The sequence below is a fragment of the Kitasatospora sp. NPDC096140 genome, assembly GCF_040303045.1.
Classification (GTDB): domain Bacteria; phylum Actinomycetota; class Actinomycetes; order Streptomycetales; family Streptomycetaceae; genus Kitasatospora.
In genome coordinates, this window is sequence record NZ_JBEOUW010000015.1 from 122693 (window position 1) to 138718 (window position 16026).

Annotated in this window: 17 protein-coding genes and 1 pseudogene; 6 read left to right on the forward strand and 12 right to left on the reverse strand. The window is 72.4% G+C overall.

What is annotated here, in order from left to right; genetic code table 11:
* Positions 1-71 precede the first annotated feature (71 nt).
* Both ABT048_RS18000 and ABT048_RS18005 read right to left on the reverse strand, forming a co-directional pair.
* Positions 72-422: a hypothetical protein gene (locus ABT048_RS18000; RefSeq protein WP_350522371.1), complete on the reverse strand. Its 351-nt coding sequence runs from the start codon at positions 420-422 to the stop codon at positions 72-74.
* 91 nt (positions 423-513) lie between these two features.
* Positions 514-1389 (reverse strand): alpha/beta fold hydrolase, encoded by an 876-nt coding sequence (locus ABT048_RS18005; RefSeq protein ID WP_350522372.1) that lies wholly within the window; start codon positions 1387-1389, stop codon positions 514-516.
* Positions 1390-1528: 139 nt separating this feature from the next.
* Between ABT048_RS18005 and ABT048_RS18010 the strand changes: the two genes are divergently transcribed.
* Complete coding sequence (locus ABT048_RS18010; protein WP_350522373.1) at positions 1529-2023, forward strand: MarR family transcriptional regulator; 495 nt, start codon at positions 1529-1531, stop codon at positions 2021-2023.
* 167 nt (positions 2024-2190) lie between these two features.
* Complete coding sequence (locus tag ABT048_RS18015; RefSeq protein WP_350522374.1) at positions 2191-2412, forward strand: hypothetical protein; 222 nt, start codon at positions 2191-2193, stop codon at positions 2410-2412.
* A 25-nt stretch (positions 2413-2437) separates the two neighbouring features.
* Here ABT048_RS18015 and ABT048_RS18020 read toward each other — a convergent pair.
* The 4 genes and pseudogenes from ABT048_RS18020 to ABT048_RS18035 all read right to left on the reverse strand — a co-directional run.
* Positions 2438-2818, reverse strand: a pseudogene (locus ABT048_RS18020) (transposase); the annotation flags it as partial.
* Between the two features lie 112 nt (positions 2819-2930).
* The gene (locus ABT048_RS18025) at positions 2931-4511 is read right to left on the reverse strand and encodes an FAD-dependent monooxygenase (RefSeq protein WP_350522375.1); all 1581 of its coding nucleotides are present in this window, start codon (positions 4509-4511) and stop codon (positions 2931-2933) included.
* Positions 4512-4610: 99 nt separating this feature from the next.
* The gene (locus tag ABT048_RS18030) at positions 4611-4895 is read right to left on the reverse strand and encodes a hypothetical protein (RefSeq protein WP_350522376.1); all 285 of its coding nucleotides are present in this window, start codon (positions 4893-4895) and stop codon (positions 4611-4613) included.
* Between the two features lie 91 nt (positions 4896-4986).
* Entirely contained in the window at positions 4987-5598 is a 612-nt protein-coding gene (locus ABT048_RS18035) for a CGNR zinc finger domain-containing protein (RefSeq protein ID WP_350522377.1), read from the reverse strand.
* Between the two features lie 104 nt (positions 5599-5702).
* On the opposite strand from ABT048_RS18035, the gene ABT048_RS18040 reads away from it, so the two are divergent.
* The 3 genes from ABT048_RS18040 (at position 5703) to ABT048_RS18050 (ending at position 8538) form a co-directional block, all read left to right on the forward strand.
* The gene (locus ABT048_RS18040) at positions 5703-6551 is read left to right on the forward strand and encodes an SDR family NAD(P)-dependent oxidoreductase (protein WP_350522378.1); all 849 of its coding nucleotides are present in this window, start codon (positions 5703-5705) and stop codon (positions 6549-6551) included.
* Positions 6552-6728: 177 nt separating this feature from the next.
* The gene (locus ABT048_RS18045; protein WP_350522379.1) at positions 6729-7070 is read left to right on the forward strand and encodes a hypothetical protein; all 342 of its coding nucleotides are present in this window, start codon (positions 6729-6731) and stop codon (positions 7068-7070) included.
* Positions 7071-7146: 76 nt separating this feature from the next.
* Positions 7147-8538, forward strand: coding sequence for an alpha/beta fold hydrolase (locus ABT048_RS18050; RefSeq protein WP_350522380.1), 1392 nt, complete (start codon positions 7147-7149; stop codon positions 8536-8538).
* A gap of 134 nt (positions 8539-8672) precedes the next feature.
* Here the strand turns inward: ABT048_RS18050 and ABT048_RS18055 are convergent, their stop codons facing one another.
* Entirely contained in the window at positions 8673-8888 is a 216-nt protein-coding gene (locus ABT048_RS18055) for a hypothetical protein (protein WP_350522381.1), read from the reverse strand.
* A gap of 385 nt (positions 8889-9273) precedes the next feature.
* On the opposite strand from ABT048_RS18055, the gene ABT048_RS18060 reads away from it, so the two are divergent.
* Positions 9274-9687 (forward strand): peptidoglycan-binding domain-containing protein, encoded by a 414-nt coding sequence (locus ABT048_RS18060; RefSeq protein ID WP_350522382.1) that lies wholly within the window; start codon positions 9274-9276, stop codon positions 9685-9687.
* A 223-nt stretch (positions 9688-9910) separates the two neighbouring features.
* On the opposite strand, the gene ABT048_RS18065 is transcribed toward ABT048_RS18060, so the two are convergent.
* The 5 genes from ABT048_RS18065 to ABT048_RS18085 all read right to left on the reverse strand — a co-directional run bounded on the left by ABT048_RS18065 (position 9911) and on the right by ABT048_RS18085 (position 15850).
* On the reverse strand, positions 9911-10768 hold the full coding sequence (locus ABT048_RS18065) for a serine/threonine-protein kinase (RefSeq protein WP_350522383.1): 858 nt from the start codon (positions 10766-10768) through the stop codon (positions 9911-9913).
* A gap of 186 nt (positions 10769-10954) precedes the next feature.
* Entirely contained in the window at positions 10955-12004 is a 1050-nt protein-coding gene (locus ABT048_RS18070; RefSeq protein ID WP_350522439.1) for an NAD(P)-dependent oxidoreductase, read from the reverse strand.
* Between the two features lie 455 nt (positions 12005-12459).
* Entirely contained in the window at positions 12460-12681 is a 222-nt protein-coding gene (locus ABT048_RS18075; protein WP_350522384.1) for a helix-turn-helix domain-containing protein, read from the reverse strand.
* Entirely contained in the window at positions 12681-13172 is a 492-nt protein-coding gene (locus ABT048_RS18080) for a DUF2975 domain-containing protein (protein WP_350522385.1), read from the reverse strand. The genes ABT048_RS18075 and ABT048_RS18080 overlap by 1 nt, the downstream gene beginning before the upstream one ends.
* A 236-nt stretch (positions 13173-13408) precedes the next feature.
* Entirely contained in the window at positions 13409-15850 is a 2442-nt protein-coding gene (locus tag ABT048_RS18085) for a helicase C-terminal domain-containing protein (protein ID WP_350522386.1), read from the reverse strand.
* Positions 15851-16026: the final 176 nt, after the last annotated feature.

Below are 16026 nucleotides of genomic sequence, written 5' to 3' on the forward strand. Positions count from 1 at the left end.
GCCACCGACAAGTCACCCGGGCCGTCCCGGGCCGCCGGCCGCCGGCCGCCGGCCGAGCCGGGGCCGGGCGGTCAGTCCCCCTGGGACCAGGCGGCGGTCGGCATCGACAGGTAGACGCCGAAGTCGACGAGTCCGGTCGCGGCGCGCAGTTGCGCGTGGAGCGTGTCCACGCGCTCCTGGCGGTCGGCTTCCCTGTCCGCGGTCCACTTCGACTTGATCTCGATCACCACCGGCAGGCCGCTGCGGTCCAGCGGGCTCAGCGCCCGGAAGCGGATCTCGACGTCCCCGGGCTGCAGATCGCCGTCGTACGGCTCCTCGGGGCACTCCACGGCCAGGGAGACCAGGTGCGGCAGCACGGAGCCCAGCTCGCGCAGGAGGGTCTCGGGCACCGTGGGCGCGTAGGTCACTTCGACGAGCGGCATGCTCCGCACCCTAACCTCCGCGTCGGGGTGCTGTCAGGGGGCGGCTGCGGTGCTGTCAGGAGCGGCTGTGCTGTCAGGGGCGGCGGTGCTGTCAGGGGCGGTGGCGGTCAACGCCGAGGACGGCCTTCAGCGTTCGCGCGGTGGCCCGCGGGAAGGCGGTGTTCCCGTTGTGGCCGCCGGGGAGGACCACCGGCTCCGTGCCCAGCAGCTCGGCCAGCGCCAGCGCGCAGCGGTAGGTGTGCACCGTCGGCCGGGTCGTCTCGCCGGTCGCCGGGACGATCCGGGTGGCGCCGGCGGTCGCCGCGGTGCGGGCGATCTCCGCCGGTCCGAAGCCGTCCGTGGTGACGGCGGTGAACTCCGTGGCGATGAAGAACCCGAAGTTGGCCAGCCGGCGGGGCGTCATGGGCTGCGGGGTGAGGCCGTCCTCGGCCGGGTCGTGGGCCGGGTCGATCCCGAGGTGGCGGGCGATCGCCGGGAAGGCGGCCGCCATGCCGCCCTCGGCGTGGACCTTCTGGATGTGCAGCAGTTCTCCGGTGTGTTCGGCCCGTTCGCCGGCCGGCAGCAGGTTCGGTGCGACGGGCTCGTGGGCGATGAGGGTGTCCAGTGCGCCCGGGTGGCGGGCGGCGACCTGGAGGCCGATCGCGGCGCCCATGCTGAACCCGGCCATCAGGGCCGGCTCGTCGGTGACCTCGGCGAGCAGCCGGGCGACGTCGTCGGCGTGGTCGGCCATGGTGACGGGGGCGGCCGGGTCGTCGAGGACGCTGCGGGACAGGCCCCTGCGGTCGTAGGTGACCACGGTGAAGGTGTCGGCCAGGTGCGGGACGAGGTCGACGGTGCGGTCCGCGTCGCCCTCTCCGCTCTGCGCGAGCAGCAGCACCGGCCCGCGGCCCTCGACCTGGTAGTGGAGCGTGGCACCCGGGACGGCGAGCGTGCGGGCGGCGGCAGGTGCGGTCGGCTCGGTGGTCATGGCGTGTTCCCCCTCGGTCGGTTTGCCGGCGGCGTTTCCCGCCCGGCACTGCGACCGTATCGCATCGAAACAGATGCATCAAGATAGATACATCTCACTCAATACATCTGCTTCGATACGTCGATGTACTCTTGCGGGCATGAACGGAGTAGAGCTGTTCCTGCTGGGCCGCACCCTCATGAAGATCGGCGAACAGGCGATGCCCCGACCGGACCGGTCGGAGCAGCCGGCTCAGTCGGACCCGTCGGAGACGGGCGCGCGCGGCTCGGTCCGCTCGGTCCTGGTCACCCTGGGCGACGTCGTCGCGCATCCCGGGACGACCGTCGGGGAGATCACCGCCCGCACCGGCCTGCCGCAGAGTCAGGTCTCCACCGCCGTCGCCCGCCTGGTCGAGACGGGCTCCGTCACCACCGAACCCGACCCGGCCGACCGCCGCCGCCGGCTCGTCCACCCGGCCGCGCACCCGTCCGCCCGAGTCGCGGAGGTCCGCGCCACCACCATCGACGACGCCCTCACCGCGGCCCTCACCACCCCCGACGGCACCGCCCCCGACCCCCAGCTGTTCCACGAGGTGGCGACCGCCATCGACACCCTGGCCCGCCACCTCACCCCCGCCGCCGCCCGCTCCCGCTAGGGCCTCTCTTGCGGATCTTGAGGGTTCACCAGATGGCACTCCCATCTCCCGGCGCTGGGAGTGCCCCCACGTTGTCGCCTGCGGGCGAAGACCTGGGGCTGTTCGCCGGGCGGGCGAAGGCGAAATCCGGTGGCCATCTTCCTCGCAACGTCCCTAGGGTCGCCGAGGTGACACATGACACCGTTGACCCGGCGACGATCACGCCGGAGATGGCTGCCCAGATCCGCACCTGGCGATGCGATGAGGACTACTCATGGCGCGCCGTTGCCCAGGCCGCGTCCGACCTATGGGGCTCCGAATGGGGCAGTAACCAGCTCTTCGGCGAAGACCTTTGCGTGGCTGCGGCGAAGCTGCTGGGCGAAAACCCCTACCGGGAGCCATGGAACTGACGCTCCTCACCCGGCTCCTCTCGGATCAGCGAGCAGACCAGATGGAGATGCCCGCAATGTGGAGTCCCGCCTGGAAGACGGTGGCGGTCTTCTCGTAGCGAGTGGCCAGGCCGCGCCAGTTCTTGAGCCGATTGATGCAGCGCCCGACGGTGTTGCGCTGCTTGTAGGCCCGGTGGTAGGAGGCGGGCGGGCGGCCTCCGTTGCTGCCCTTGCGTTGCGGTTGGCGATCTGGTCGGCGGGCTGCGGGATCACCGCCTGGATTCCACGCCATCGCAGGTGGTCTCGGGTCGCCCGGGACGAGTAGGGCCCGGTCGGCCCGGACCACGGAGGGCCGGGTGCGCGGCCTGCCGACTGGTCTGGGCACGGGCAGGGCTGCCATGACGTGCTCGAACGCGGGCGCGTCACCGATCCGGAACCTCCACGCAATCGCATCGATCACGTGCCGATGGTCGCGCCACCGCCCACCCCGCTTCGGCGTCCGGTCCGGCAACAACGGCTCTGTCCGCGCCCGCTGCGCGTCAGTCAACGGCACGACCAGACCAACGATCCGATGATCGGAAAGAAACGGCCTGGCTCTGCGGCTGGCCGAGCCAGCGGGTCGCGGCGTGCCGGAAGGCTTCCTGGTCGGCGTGGTCGTCCGCCCACGCCACGATGCCGTCCGGCCGGACGAGCAGGGCGGTGAAGCCCAGGTCGTCGCGTACCGGTCCGGCCGCGTAGCGGATCCGGCCCGCCCAGCCCCCGGCCGCGGTCTGCAGCGCGCGGTCAGGGCTGAAGTCCAGGAGCACGCCCCGGCCCTGGCGCAGCAGTTCACCGAGGTGGGTGCCGTCCCGGAAGCGGAAGTCGGGGGCGCTGCGGCCGACGAGCGGCTGCTCGCTGCCCAGGTCGTAGCGGTGGAACAGTCCCGAGGTCTGCCGGTGCACGTGGGTGACCCCGTCGGGGGTGCTCATCAGGTCGAGGAGCAGCTTGCGCAGGGCAGGGGCGTTGGGGCCCGGCTCCATCGCGGCGACCTGGGCGCGGGACCAGTCGAGGACGGCGGCGCCGACGGGGTGCCGCTCGGCGGTGTAGGTGTCGAGCAGGCCCTCGGGCGCGGTGCCGTGGACGGTGGCGGCGAGCTTCCAGCCGAGGTTGACGGCGTCGCCGATGCCGAGGTTGAGGCCCTGGCCGCCGAGCGGTGCGTGGATGTGCGCGGCGTCACCGGCGAGCAGGACGCGGCCCCTCCGGTAGCCGGTGACCTGCATGGCGCGGTCGGTGAAGCTGGAGGCCAGCTCGACGTCGGTCAGCGTCACGTCGGTGCCGGAGACGCGGCACAGGACCGCTTGGAGGTGCTCGCGGGTCAGCGGCCGGGAGCGGTCGAAGGTGCCGCCGTCGAAGTCGTTCATGCCCAGGTGGCCCTCGAAGGGCGTGCGCAGGTACATGCCGGTCGGCGTCAGGTTGAAGCCGAGCGGCAGCTGCTCGGGGTCGGCGAAGGTGACCTTGGCGGCGTAGCCGGTGAACAGCGGGTCGGTGCCGACGAAGTCGAAGCCCGCGAGCGCGCGCACCGCGCTGCGCCCGCCGTCGCAGCCCACCAGCCAGCGCCCGCGGTACTCCTGTCCACCGGCGATGACGGTCGCCCCGTCGTCGTCCTGCGTCACGGCGGTGACGGGAACACCCCGGACGATCTCCACACCGAGCGAGGCGGCCCGCCCGGCAAGCACCGTCGAGACGGCTTCCAGGCTCGTCATGAACCCTTCCGTCGCCGGGCCGGGCAGCCGGAACGGCAGAGCGGACGCGTCGATGCCACCCGCGTCCAGGCCCATGCCCGCGAAGTGGGACACGCTGCGGGGAGCGGGCGGTCCACTCGCGTCGGGGTCCGCACCGACCGCCTTCCCGTCGACGCCGGAGGCCTCCGTCATCGCTTCGAGCAGGCCGCGGCGGTGGAGCGTCTCGGCCGAGCCGGCGTTCAGGCCGCGCAGGCCGCGCAGGCCGAGCGGGAGTGCCTTCAGCGGCGAGGTGGTTTCCCGGTCCCGTTCGATGATCAGGACCGAGCAGCCGGACTGGGCCAGTTCGCCGGCCAGGAACAGGCCGACCGGGCCGGCGCCGACGATCACTGTGTCGTGCATGAGCAATCTCCCCTCGGGGAAGTCCAGTTGGCTGCCCGACCCGACCCGGCCCTGCCCGACTCGACCCCGCCCGGCGCGGCCTGGCCCGGTGGAGCGGGGTCAGCGCAGACGGGTGAGGCCGTCGAGGACGACGGCGATGCCGGTGAGGAACTGCTCGCGGTCGTCGCGCTCCCTCATCTGGCCCGCGATGGCGTGCATGAACGGGTGGGACTCGGCGTCGAGGCCCTGCCACGCCTGCGAGGCCGCGTCGAAGAACTCCTCGCGGTCTACCCCCGGGTCGATGCCCGAAGTGTCCCCTTCGACGCGGGCGTTCTGGCTGATCGCGCCGAGGATGTAGTGCACGAGCGTCGAGGCGGCGTAGAGCGCCGAGCCAACTTGGAGCAACGTTCCACTCTGGGAGCGGCGCACCTTGGGGCCGGCAAGCTCACACGGGTGGCCACGGCTTCAACGGGTGGCCACCCGTGGAGCTGAGGCCTCACGCCTCGGGCGGCGCCTCGTCCTCCTGGCGCTGCCGCCGGCGGTAGTTGCGCATGGATACCTGGGAGCCGCAGCCGGTACTGCAGTAGAGCCCTGCCCCGTTGCGGGTGCGGTCGAAGAAACCGAAATGGCACGGGGGGTTGCGGCACGCCTTGATGCGCCCCCAGTCGCCGGTCTGCGCGAACGTCGTCACCGCGGCCAGTACGGTCCCGAACACCCTCGGCACCCCCGCCTGCGGCGATGCCAGCTCGACACCGCCGGCCGTGACCACCGTCGCCAGCGGGTAGAGCGCACCGGCGCGGCGCAGGTGTTGCTCGGCGCGCCGGAGCGGCTCGCCCTGGCTCTCCTCGTCGCCGGAGTGCGCGAGCAGCAGGGTCACCAGGGCGTCACGCAGCTCGCGTGCGGCCGCGGCATCGGCGTCGGTCGCCACGGTCTCGCCGCCGAACTCGTCGTGCTCCGCGAGCCACGCCGCGAACGAGTGCCCGTCGCCGAACAGTTCTCGCCGTCCGCCTCCGTCCGCGCGCGTGTTCACGAACGCGAGCACGGTCTCCACTTCCGGCATGACGGTGCGCGGGCTGGGTTTCGCAGATCCGGCTGCAGCACTGCTCATCACGCCATCGTACCTCAGCAAGACGAGGCACTAAGCCGCCTAACAGGCAACGCAGAGCGCCACCCCGGTTGACTCGTTATGAGCTAACCGCTTACGGTCGCAACATGAACGGAACACCGAACCAGCAGACCAGCCCCCGCACCTGGCTCATCACCGGCGCGACGTCCGGCATCGGCCGCGAACTGACCCTCCTGGCACTGGAGAACGGCGACGTCGTCTCGGCACTCGCCCGCGACACCGCCCCCCTGGACGAACTGACCGAGGCGCACGGCGACCGCCTGCTCCTCATCCCTGCGGACGTGCGGGACGAGCAGGCCGTCCGGGAAGCGGTGGAGCGCACGCTCTCGCGCTTCGGCCGCATCGACGTGGTCGCCAACAACGCCGGCTACGGACTCTTCGGAGCCGTCGAGGAAGCCTCCGACACGCAGGTCCGCGCCGTGTTCGACACCAACGTCTTCGGAGTGCTCAACGTGCTCCGCGCGACCCTTCCGGTCCTCCGCGCCCAGCGATCCGGACACATCCTCCAGGGCTCGTCCGTCTACGGGCAGTCCGCCCACCCCGGCGTAGGACTGCTGGCCGCGACCAAGTACGCGGTCGAGGGACTGTCGGACGCCCTGGTGGCCGAGGTCGCACCGCTCGGCATCAAGGTCACGATCATCCAGCCCGGAATGACCGCCACCCCCTTCCTGGCCAACCTCGACGTCGCCGCCGGCCTCGACGACTACGACCGGACCGTCCGCGAGGTCCAGAAGGGCATCGGAGAACTGCCCGCAGACGCGTTCTCCTCCGCCGCCCGGATCGCCGAAGGCATCCGGGCCGCGGTCGACAGCCCCAACCCCCCGCTGCGCCTGGCCCTCGGCACCTCCAGCGCCACCGGCATGCGCACCGCGCTGGAGGCCCGCACCGCGGACCTGGACGACTGGAACGGCGTGACCGTCGCCGTCGACAGGTAACCGCAGGTCCCGCAGGGGGCCTCGGCGCCGACGGCCGAGGCCCCGCGGCGCCACGGCGACGCGGTCCGCCCACACGGGGTGAAGGTCGGCCCCGACGGCCGACGTCGTGCCGCGACGGATGCCATCCGGGCGCCTGCTCCGGTGCGCCGGCGGGTGGCCCTGTGGAACGATGCCGGGATGCTGACCACCGATGAATGGGACTGCATCCGCCGGGGCCTCCGCTTCGGGCAGCGCTTCCAGGGGACGGTGACCCTCGTTCCGAACCCGGGCGCCATCGGCGTCTTCGTCGACATCGGCCTCCCGGTCGGCGGCTTCGTGGACTGCCGTCTGCTGCCGGTGGAGGCCGACCGCTGGCCGGCCGTGGGGACGGTCACGGAGTTCGAGCTGTGGTGGGCGGACGAGCGGCAGCAGGTCCGCCTCAAGGCGGTGGATCCGCAGTTCGTGACCGGTGACTTCGACGAGTACCTGGCGAGGTGGCGGCCGGGCTGGCCCGACGAACGCGGCCGGGCGGTCCCGTAGCGAGCGTGCCGGCGCCCGGCCTTGACCGTGACCGTGACCGTGTCCGTACGGACGCGGCCTGAGCGGAAGGACGAACATGACGAGCACGCGTGGCCGCGTCGCCGCCCTGCTGGGAGCCGTCGCGGTGGTCGCCGGCACCACCCTGGCCACTCCCGCCCTCGCGGCGGCCGCCGAACCGGCCGGAGTCGGGGGCGGGATCTCCAGACAGGCGCCCTGTCCGGACGCGCCGGAGTTCACCTGCGGGACCCTCACCGTCCCGCTCGACCACAGCGGTGCCACGCCCGGGAGCCTCGACCTCGCCGTGGCGGTCGCCCGCAACACCGACGCCCCCAAGGGCGACCTGCTGTTCCTCACCGGCGGCCCCGGCCAGCCCGGCGTCCCGTCGATGAAGCGGATCGCGAGCAAGCTCGAACCCGTCCTCAAGGACTACCGCCTGGTCATGTACGACCAGCGCGGCACCGGCCGCGGCGCGCTCCAGTGCCCGGGGCTCCAGGAGGACATGGGCTCCTCCGACCTCGCCGCGCCGCGCCGGCAGTCCATCGCCGACTGCGCCGCCGCCCTCGGACCCAACGCCCGCTACTACAGCACCGCGGACACCGTCACCGACATCGACCTGCTGCGCCACGCCCTCGGCGACCGGCGCCTCACCCTCGACGGCGTCTCCTACGGCACCGTCGTCGCCAAGCGCTACGCGCTCGCCCACCCGGCCCACGTGGCCCGCCTGGTGCTCGACTCGGTGGCCCCGCCGCAGGGCTTCGACCCCCTCGACCTGGCCGCGCTGCCCGCCACCGCCCGCGTCCTGCGGGCCGCCTGCCGGGCCACCGGCTGCACCACCGACCCGGCCGCCGACCTCGCCGCCACCGTCCGGCGGTACGGCAACGGGGCGCAGATCCTGAGCGCGCTCACCGGCTACGAGTTCATCGACCCGGACTACGGCGGCGTCCCCGAGATCCTGCACGAGGCCGCCGCCGGGCAGCCCGCGAAGCTCCAGGAGTTCTTCGCGGTCATCCACCGGGAGGTCGACTCCGCCTCGGCCGAGGAACTCAGCCAGGGGCTGCACTCCGCCGCCCTGTGTGCCGACTCGCACTTCCCGTGGGGCACCACCGACACCCCCGTCGCGGGGCGCGCGGCGGCGCTGGAGCGCACCCGACAGCGGCTGACCGCCGAGCAGACCTGGCCGTACGACGCCGCGACCGCCACCGGGCTCGGCAGCCTGCTGGTCTGCCTGGACTGGCCCCGCGAACCGGTACCGCCCATCCCGCCGGCACACCGCAAGCTGCCCGACGTGCCGGTGCTGCTGCTCGGCGGCGACCGGGACCTGGCCACGCCGTACGAATGGCTGTACCAGCAGGCCGAGTTGGCACACGACCCGACGATTGTGATCGTGTCCGGGGCGGCGCACTCGGTGCAGAACCGGGCGGCGAACCCGGCCGGACGGCAGGCGGTCTACGACTTCCTGCTCAAGTAGGCGGGCGCAGCGATCACCGCCAAGGCCGACTCCCTCCTCCTGCCCCTGCTCTCCGGCCGGCGACGACGCCCGGGCCTTGACGGCTTCTCGCCTCGCCCGACCCTCTGCACCCACGGCTCACCAGGGTGCTCCGCTCAGTGCCGGCCGACGCCTTGGCTGTCGAGGTAGTCGATCAGCGCGGCCTCCTTGCGCAGCAACCGCTCGCGGTCATCGGCCGACAGCGACGCAAGCGCGTCGATCAAGACCCGCTTGCGGTGAATGTGGACCATGTTGCCCGAGTAGATCCGGCACCCCGAGCACCAGCCGAACGCGATACACCGCTCGAAGCCGGAGGACTCGGGCGGGTACACGCGGTACTGGTACGAACGGACCGGCTCCCGGCACACCGTGCAGACCGCGCGTTCACCGTCACGAACGCACCACCCGGTTGCGCCCCTTCGCCAGGACTTGCGTCCGGCCGGTGCTCTTCAAGTCGTCATGGCGATCATTCTGCCTCCTCGTGCTCTCGGGAGACAGGGAGATCAGTCGTGACGCCTCTCGCGCTCGACAGCTGCAGGACAGCGTCGAAGGTGCGGTCGGTCCCCGCCCGGCCTTCCGGATGGCGCTCGGTCTTCGTCATCCGATCACATTCGAACCGGTGTCGGGCTAGGATCCAGTCGATCTCGGGCAGCCACGCGCCGGACCGGACCGGGCCGGCGCCGGCTGTCCGCCGACAACCATTCCACGGGGGAACACATGTCGATACGCAAGCGTGCCCGTTCGATCAGTACGGTGGCCGCGGTCTCCGCCGCAGTCCTGGCGGTCACCGCCGGTACGGCCAGCGCCAAGCCGGGAGTGTCGTACGTCCGCTACGGCGCGAGCGGGCTGTCGGCCTACTGTGTGCAGGCAGCCATCAACCACGCGCACATCGAGCGGCGGACCAGCGCCGACATCATCTCGCAGGACGGCGAGTTCGGCCCGGCCACGCTGGGGGCACTCCAGCAGCTGCAGCACGACTTCAGCCTGGACCCCGACGGCGTGGTCGGCCCGGACACCGGCACGGTGCTGTGGCAGCAGATCAACGAGGAGATCCAGCAGAGCTACGACTGGAACACCGGCTTCGGGGCGTACGCCAGCTACTGCTACCACGTGCTGCCCACCCACAGCTGACACGCGGCTGGCGCCAGCATCGACGGCGCCGGCATCTCCAGCGCCGGGCCGGGACCGCCCCACCACGGGACCGGACTCACCGGACGCAGACAGACCGGTCCCGGGAGCGCACGTGTGGCCCCGGGACCGGCCGGTGGGACCGGCCGGTGGGAGGTCCCAGGGCCGAACCACCGTGGCGGCCGGGCCGAGGATCAGCCCGGCCGAGAGTCAGTCCGGCCGAAGGTCAGCCGAACCGCCGGATCTTCCCGGCGTAGACCGCCTGGCTCCGCCGGGACATGACCGTCAGTCGGTGGGACGTCCCGAGGACGCGCGCCCGATCGGCCGCCACCCCCTCCAGCAGTCCGGCCGCCTCCGTGTACCGCCCGGCCTCGCCCAGGTTGTACGCGTGGTTGTGCCGGGCGGTCAGCGTGTGCGGATGATCGCGGCCCAGCACGCGCGCCCGATCGGCGGCCACCCCTCCCAGCAGCACCGCCGCGTCGGAGCGCCGCCCCGCCTCGCCCATGGCCTGCTCGGGGGCCGTGTAGGCGGCGGTGCCGATCATGTGACCGTCGGCGGTCAGCTGGGTGTGGTCCCCCTGCAGGTAGGCGGCGATGCCGAAGTCGAGGACGACGACGGCCTCCGTGCCGTCGGCACGTCGGGTCAGGAAGAGGTTGGCCGGCTTGATGTCGCGGTGCACGACACCCTCGTGGTGCGCCGCGGCCAGCGCCCGGCAGACCTGCACGCCCCAGTCCACGACCTGCCCGACGCCCGGGCGCTGACCGGACTTCAGCACCGCGTCGAGCGACCGCCCGGGCAGGAGGTCCATGACCACGAACGGCACGGACCGCCCGGCATCCCGGCGGGTCCCGCAGTCGTGGACACCCACGATGTTCGGATGACGGAGCCGCGCGGTGATCCGCACCTCCCGCTCGAAGCGGGCCTGCGCCGCGGCGCCGTCCTCACCGTCGAAGCGCGGCAGGACGAGCTTGACGGCAACGTCCCGCTCCAGCCGGACGTCATGGGCACTCCACACCGCACCCATGCCGCCCGCGCCGAGAAGCTCGGCCATCCGGTAGCGCTCGCCGACCAGCACGCCCTGCATCGGACCCCCGCCCCTTGTGAGATCGGGTAAACAGTAGGGCATCGGCACAGGTTTCGAGACCACATGGCCCGGCTCGCGGACACCGGACGTACCCCGGCCGGGGCACCTCTCGACCTGCCATCGGGTGGGATACCCCGCCGGAGAAGCCCGCGCGTCCGATGGCGTTCCCCTGACGATGGGCCGACGTCAGCCGGTCACCACGGGCACGCCGTCCGGGCGGCCGTCGAGCAGCGACGCGATGTGGTCCGCGCACCGGATCGCCGCCGTCGCCATGGCGCCCCTGGTCATCCCGGCGACATGCGGGGTCAACAGGGCGTTCGGCAGACCGAAGAGCGGCGAGGCGAAGGCGGCGTGCTCGTGCTCGAAGGTGTCGACGGCTGCCGCCAGGAGCGGGTGTGCCGGGTCGCGCAAGGCGTCGGCCAGTGCCTGTTCGTCGACGATCCCGCCCCGGGCGGTGTTCAGCAGGATCGACCCTGGCCGCATGACTGCCAGCTCCTCCCGACCGATCATCGCCCGGGTCTGCGGGGTGAGCGGAAGGTGCAGGGAGACCACGTCACTGGTGGCGAGCAGCGCGTCGAGGGACTCGGCACGGGGGACGGAGCTCCCGGTCGGGCGCCGTGAGAGGCCCTGGACCGCCATGCCCAGGGCGGCGGCTCGTTCGGCAAGCGCCAGGCCGCTCCGGCCCAACCCGACGACGCCCAGGGTCAGTTCCGACAGCTCCACTGCGGGGGCGGCCGGTGTGGTCCAACGGCTCCGGTGCGCGGCCTCGTTGTGTGCCGGAAGGTTCCGGGTGAGCGCGAGGAGCTGAGCCAGGGCGAACTCGGCGACGGCGTTCGCGTTGGAGCCCGGGGTGTGGGTGACGACGACGCCGTGGCGGACGGCGGCGGCCAACTCGACATGATCGGTGCCCGCCCCGGCCCGGCCGACCACCCGCAGCCGGTTGGCCAGCGTGGGGTCGGTGGCTGCCGTGAGGAATGCTGCGCGCAGCGGGACGCCTCCGCGGGACTTGACCGCGTGATAGCCGACTCCGTCCCGGACGGTCTCGGCGATCAATGTCGGCTCGTCGAAGGCGTCGAAATCGGCAAAGTCCACGCGGCCGTCCCAGGTGGCCCGGGCCTCGGCTCTGTCGGTCACCCGCCGGAGGTTCAACGTGACGGCCAGGCCATGGCCCAGCAGACGTTGCAACTCCCGGTCGAGCAGCTCGCCGGGAGCCGCGTCCAGCAGGAGGACCCGCATTCGTTCCACGTGATGACCCCCTTCACCGGAACCGAACCCTACTGCGCTTCAGCAGCTGATCTTCGCAACGCCTGCGAATCGGACCCGCCTCGGTGGTGCCGGCCTGGTCGATCCGGCGCCTTCTGGCCATGCCTCGGAGCGCCGGTTCCATTGAGATGTTCCTCTGCCCCCCTTTCCTGCGGCGGGCCTGACCGGCCGCCCCGGGGTGGCGATGTGCCGGGTGCCGCCGGGACGGGACTCCGGGGCGTGCCGTCCCCAGCGGGGGTGTCAGGAAGCGTGCAACTTCTGAAGGAGTCATCGTGAAACACCCCCCTCGCCTGTCCCGTGCCACGATCCTTGTGCTGGGCGCAGCCGCTGTCCGGGGCGGGCCTGCCCGTGACCGGTCGCGCCTGCCTTCCGCCGGGCGCTGTACCGAAGGCACCCGGGCTCGGCAATGACGGCCCGGCCGGCACGGTTCATTCGCCTGCGGTGTCCCCGGCCTCCCAGCGAAGCAGGTCGCCCGGCTGGCACCCGAGCACTTCGCAGAGCGCGGCGAGCGTCGCGAAGCGCACCGCCTTGGCGCGGCCGTTCTTGAGTACTGCCAGGTTGGCGGGCGTGATCCCCACGCGGTCGGCGAGTTCGCCCACGGACATCTTCCGCTTGGCCAGCATCACGTCGATGTCGACGGCGATCGGCATCAGATGACCTCGTCCAACTCGGCCTGCATCAGCGTCGCTTCGGCATCGCGGGCGACGGCCTGGGCGAGCAGCATCCGCAGCACGAGCACGATGAGCGCAACTCCCAGGATGGCCATGGCGATCCCGCCCATGATGAGGGTGACGCCCGGGTCGTCCCGCTGACCGGGCGCGTTCACGGCCGTGACCGCCAGCCACAGGACAGCGATCGAAGCGATCGCGCCGATGATGACGTCCACGTACCGGAAGGCGGCGTGGGAGAACACGGTTCCGCGTCGCACCATCGTCACCAGTCGCCAGACGCAGACCATGGTGACCTGGGCCGCCCCGATGCCCAGGATCGTGATCACGCGCAGCGGGGTCAGCGGGATCGACCCGTCCTCCGGGTCACTCCCGGTGACCAACGTCCACACCATCAATGCCTGCACGAACACGGTGCCCGTGAGCACCACCACGAGCACGGCGCGCAGCGCGCGTACTGCCAGCTTTCCCATGACCCATCCTTGCATCGATTTACGATGGAAAGCTATCGAATATCGATAGGTGAGGCAAGGCCGCGGGCTCCACCGTGGCCCAGCGGCCGAACCGGGCGTGCACAGTCTCGGCGGGCACCGCCTCGGCGGGCACCGCCACCGAACACGCGGAGAGCCCGGACCGGTGAACCGGTCCGGGCCCTCGTCTGCCCTGGCGGGCGGAGGCGGAGGATACTCGTGAGGGGTTGCCTCCCACGCTACGCGGGCATGACCCCGTGGATGCGCGAGATGGTGAACACGCGCTCGTCGTCCCGCAGGTGGCACCAGGCGCGGAGGTAGGGGGCATCCAGTTCGAGCTTGCTGAGGGTGCGGACCGTCGCGTTGCCCGAGGTCGCGACGTACTCGATCGTGATGGTCCGGCCGTCGTTGACGGCATCGGCCAGCTGGCGGACGTCGGTGAAGGACAGATTGCGCGCGTACCCAGCCATGATCTCCTCGGTGTCGCTGTCGTAGGGGCGACCGTCCCAAGGGTCGGGCTCCGGGATGTCCTGCGGGGCGTCCCGAAGCCGGGTGGCGAGGGCGCGCAGATCGACGGGCGCTCCCGCGTTCGCGGTGCGGGCGTCCGTCCGCTGCGTGCGGGACCTGCCGCCGGGCAGGCGCGGGGACGGAACGGGGCTCGCCGCGCGGTGGTGCTGGGCCCGTTCGATCCGCACGGTCCCGTCGGGTTTCTCGGCGACGGGGGCGTAGCCCGCGGACCGCAGTGCCGTGAGCGTCTTGTCCAGTGGGGTACGGCTGATCAGCACCGTCGGTGCCAGCAGCCGCAGGCCGAGCTGGGTGAGCTTGCGGTGCGCGGCCAGTTCGGCCAGGAGGGCGGGCTCCTCGCCGTGGATCACACAGGCCGCGGAGACGACGCGCATCCGACCGTGGCTGCGCGCGGTGTCGTGGATCAGGTACGAGAGCGGCTGGGGAAGCGGCTCGACGGCGATGGCGGCCAGGTCGGCGGTGAGGCCGGCGGGGGTGAGGCCGGCGTCGAGGGCACGGCGGACGCTTCCCGGGCTGAACCGCCACACGGACGCCGCACCGGCGGTCTCCCGGTCCGCGACGGAGTCCAGCAGTGCGAGGATGCGGGCCGACGGCGTGCCGGCGACCACGGCCGTGAGATCGCTGCCGAAACGGGCGGTCCCGCTGGCGGCGGGCAGCAGTCGCCGACAGGCGTCGGTCAGGGCTTCGGCGTCGTCGGCGAGCAGGGCGGCCCCGATCGGGGACACGGCTCCGAGGGCGAGTGCGCCGAGCAGTTCCGCCTCCCGGATCAGGGTGGCGAACGGTGTGGTGTCCTGGGGGAGTTCGTCGACGAGCGGGCGGAGCCACACGAGTAGCACCCCCAGGTCCGCCGAGTTCGCCGCGCCTTCGCCGGCGGGGAGCTGCGACGCGGCTGCGAGTAGCCCGTGCCGGGCCTGCACGCAGCCTCCGCAGGGCGCTGCCCCGGCGAGCGCCGGCAGAGCCTTCCCGTCTTCGTCGCGGCTCCCGCCGGGGGACAGCGGGAGCGCCCACCACGCCCGGAGCAGCACGGCGAGTTGGGCGGCCGGTTCCTGCTCGGCCCAGTTGTCGTAGGACGCGGTCGCCGCGACCCGGTCGCCGTCCCGGGCCAGCAGTCCGGCCGCGCTCGCCGTCTCCAGCACGAGGCGTACCAGGATCTCGTCGCACCGCGCCGCTTTGCCGATCCTGGCCAGCTCGCGGGCGCCGACCCCGCCGGCCTTCAGCCGGGCCGGTGGAGCGGCGGCGCACACCCCGAGGACGGACACGGCGTGGGCGGCGAACGCCATCAAGGCGGCTGCGGCTTCCCGCTCGACGCCCGAGACGGTGGCGGGCACCGACCGTACGCCGGGCTGCACGGGTGTGAACGGGGCGTGCCAGTCGGAGCCGCGCAGCGTGAGTGCCACCTCCGCAGGCATGCGGGCCGGCCCGTACCGATGCTGGTCCCGGATCAGCAGCCCCCGCTCCACCGCCCATTGTTCGCCGGGCTGGGAGTCGGTCCGCGGAGCCCCGAACATGATGAAGCCCGGTTGCTCCGGAACCTCATGCGCCCGCCGTTCAAGGAGCTTCCGAGTGGCTCCGGGCGCCTTGGCCACCAGTGCGGCGACCCGAGCCGGATCGCTGTGGTGGTCGATCAGCGCCGTCAGACGCATCTCTTTCCTGTTGGCGGCAGGTTTGACGTCGAGCTTCGCCAACATGCGGCCAAGTTCGTCGGAGTTCAAGCCCGCGAGCAGTCGCGCGAGCGGCGCGTCGAGCCCCAGCGGCGCGTCCCACGCGTTCCGCAGCGGCGCCGCCATGTGCAGCAGGCCGTTGCCGTCGGGCCACACCAGAGCGCGATCGGCCAGCGTTCCCAGGACGGCATCCAACCCGTGGGCGCGGTCACCATGCGTCGCGTCGAGGAGGCCCGCCAGACCGTCCCGTGACACGCCCGTCAGCGCGGCGACGGCCTCCGCCACCTGCAAGCACGGCAGCGCGAGGCGAGGCAGGGCCAGGGCCACTGACGCCGGGCGCTGGAGGCGGTCCGCCAGTTCGCCGACCGACCGCGGTTCCGGAGCCGACACGGCGTCCGGGCGCGCAGCCAGGACCCGCTCCAACCCGGCCGCGTCCAGACCGCGCAGCCACGCGGCCAGTGCCGATCCACTCTTCTTGCTGATGGGGCACCTCACCACATAGGAGGACGTCCATGCCCTGCCGGAGTCGGCCGAGAGCACAAGGATGACGTACCGACGGGGGTGAGTGCGACGAGGGCCCGGACCGCACAGCGGTCCGGGCCCTCGTTCGCCCTGGCGGGCGGGGGCGGAGGATAACGAGATTCGAACTCGTGAGGGGTTGCCCCCAACGC

Coding starts and splice junctions, on each gene's coding strand:
- ABT048_RS18000 (WP_350522371.1), bottom strand. CDS start 422: ATGCCGCTCGTCGAAGTGACCTACGCGCCCACGGTGCCCGAGACCCTC.
- ABT048_RS18005 (WP_350522372.1), bottom strand. CDS start 1,389: ATGACCACCGAGCCGACCGCACCTGCCGCCGCCCGCACGCTCGCCGTC.
- ABT048_RS18010 (WP_350522373.1), top strand. CDS start 1,529: ATGAACGGAGTAGAGCTGTTCCTGCTGGGCCGCACCCTCATGAAGATC.
- ABT048_RS18025 (WP_350522375.1), bottom strand. CDS start 4,511: ATGCACGACACAGTGATCGTCGGCGCCGGCCCGGTCGGCCTGTTCCTG.
- ABT048_RS18035 (WP_350522377.1), bottom strand. CDS start 5,598: ATGAGCAGTGCTGCAGCCGGATCTGCGAAACCCAGCCCGCGCACCGTC.
- ABT048_RS18040 (WP_350522378.1), top strand. CDS start 5,703: ATGAACGGAACACCGAACCAGCAGACCAGCCCCCGCACCTGGCTCATC.
- ABT048_RS18045 (WP_350522379.1), top strand. CDS start 6,729: ATGCTGACCACCGATGAATGGGACTGCATCCGCCGGGGCCTCCGCTTC.
- ABT048_RS18050 (WP_350522380.1), top strand. CDS start 7,147: ATGACGAGCACGCGTGGCCGCGTCGCCGCCCTGCTGGGAGCCGTCGCG.
- ABT048_RS18060 (WP_350522382.1), top strand. CDS start 9,274: ATGTCGATACGCAAGCGTGCCCGTTCGATCAGTACGGTGGCCGCGGTC.
- ABT048_RS18065 (WP_350522383.1), bottom strand. CDS start 10,768: ATGCAGGGCGTGCTGGTCGGCGAGCGCTACCGGATGGCCGAGCTTCTC.
- ABT048_RS18070 (WP_350522439.1), bottom strand. CDS start 12,004: ATGCGGGTCCTCCTGCTGGACGCGGCTCCCGGCGAGCTGCTCGACCGG.
- ABT048_RS18075 (WP_350522384.1), bottom strand. CDS start 12,681: ATGCCGATCGCCGTCGACATCGACGTGATGCTGGCCAAGCGGAAGATG.
- ABT048_RS18080 (WP_350522385.1), bottom strand. CDS start 13,172: ATGGGAAAGCTGGCAGTACGCGCGCTGCGCGCCGTGCTCGTGGTGGTG.